The organism is Alteripontixanthobacter muriae (genome assembly GCF_013336795.1).
Classification (GTDB): domain Bacteria; phylum Pseudomonadota; class Alphaproteobacteria; order Sphingomonadales; family Sphingomonadaceae; genus Pseudopontixanthobacter; species Pseudopontixanthobacter muriae.
This window is the reverse complement of the sequence record NZ_JAAFZT010000045.1, coordinates 1-1,754: the sequence shown is the minus strand read 5'-3', so window position 1 is coordinate 1,754 and position 1,754 is coordinate 1. Positions and strand designations below refer to the sequence as shown.

2 protein-coding genes are annotated in these 1,754 nt (G+C 56.0%); one reads left to right on the top strand and one right to left on the bottom strand.

Translation table 11 applies throughout. The features are described 5' to 3' along the window. A partial coding sequence (locus G7A66_RS12920; RefSeq protein ID WP_174296068.1) for a PEPxxWA-CTERM sorting domain-containing protein occupies window positions 1–171 on the top strand: 171 nt, incomplete at its 5' end. A gap of 1,401 nt (window positions 172–1,572) precedes the next feature. Here G7A66_RS12920 and G7A66_RS14025 read toward each other — a convergent pair. After that, window positions 1,573–1,754: hypothetical protein (locus tag G7A66_RS14025; RefSeq protein WP_206675222.1), on the bottom strand; the 182-nt coding region annotated here is incomplete at its 5' end.

Below are 1,754 nucleotides of genomic sequence, written 5' to 3'. Positions count from 1 at the left end.
GGTGTTTCTGATCTAAGGCAGGTTCGCATCGGCGGTATCAGCTCGCAGATCGGTGCAGTACCTGAGCCCACCACTTGGGCAATGATGCTGTTCGGCTTTGGTGCGATCGGATTTGCTATGCGGCGACGTAGCAGCGACCAGAGCAGCAAACGGGTTCGCTTTGCCTTCTAAGCCTAAGCGCAACAACGAGACGATCGCGGCGGCTTCGGCCGCCGCTTTCATTCTGCTTCAACGCATTTCCGGCTTTCGAACAGATCTTCGCTGCAGAGCACTTTCTGAAAGGCTGTGAGAGCAAGAACCGGCAGCGAGCGAAGGCCTGCTGGATCGCTTGAGGATTGTAGGCGGTCTCTGCGTGTAACTTGCCTAGCCCGCGAGCGCGTATGTTTGATCGACGGCGGACTCTAAATGTTGAGGTGCCATGAAGGCTGTGGTCAGGATTTATTAGGAACTACTGCCGTAGCACGGCTTTACTCGGCAGTCTTTAATGCGGTCGAGTGGGCCACCCCTACTGTTTGAGAAAGCCCGGCGGGGGTGGCCTAACATTCCACTCAACCGCTGAGGGCTTGGACCAGCCATCCACCACGCCGGCCGAAGGCGCGAGCGATAAAAAAAGCTCGGCTCTCAGGGCCGACAAGTCGCTTCCGGCGACTCGAGCACCGTCTGCAGCAAGTCGTCCACAAGCTGCCTCAAAAGAGGCTTTTTTGCGATACCCGTGACGCTTAGACGAGTTCTGAATTTTTTCGAGTTGCCCGGAGCTCCGAACGGTTCGGGTGATCGGCTGCCGGCTTCCCCTCCCGCACCTTGAAATCGAGGTGTTGAAAATCAGGGTTACGAAGACTGGGAGAAGGGTAGGATGAGGGCCTTTTCAAAGCAGGGGCAGGTGATGCTCTGAAAAAGTGGGGACCGGTTCCCCAAGCCGCGAGTCGACTCAAAGATCGAAAGTGCGCATCCCCTGGCCACGACAACCAAGTGCTGCCGGGAGAGTTTTTCAAATTGCTTAGCGGCGAGCCGAGCGGAATGTTGCCGCGGAAAAGCGGGTGGGTGCCGGCGATCGTCTGGGACGCTGTCTTTGCCTGCAAAGTGCTCGGGAAACCTAAGGTTGCTGTTTATGCTCGGGAGAACGATGCGGCAACTGGATCATCGGCCGTTAGGACCCATATGGCGCGGCGCTGATTCAATCTCGGCGAAATGCTACCAGAAAAAGAGAACTTTTCGCAGAGAACCTACGGCCCTCTGGGAGCCGGATTCAGCTCTCGCGAATTGCGCGGACATTCGGTCGTGCTTTATTGCCGTCTCTCGTAGTCGACGAGCAGCGACTGGATTGGAATGAGCGGAAGCGAGCTGACGCGCTTTCCTGGCAAGTTGCGCATAGTAGATCGAGTCGCGTAGTTCAGTCATTTTGGCGATATATCTCGCTCTATCAATCGATCCTAGCCATAGCGCCGCGAGTTACTGCTATTCGTGAAGGCATGATGCGAATAGCGGCGACCCGATTTCGGCGAACTTCTGGACAGGTTCGAGCATCTGGGAATAACTGGCTTTCTGTCGCTTCGCGTTCAATCGTCCACGGCTTTAGCTGCCTTGGCGCGACGCAAGATAAGCCTTGGGTGCGTTGTAAAGATTAGCGCCTTTGAAGCTACTTTCGACGAAATGGACTTGTAACGGTTTTGTGCCGGTCACCTTCTCATTATGCCACCTTGGCTTCGAACGCGAGTGGGCTGATGCCGCCCAGATATGAATGTCGGCGACGGGTG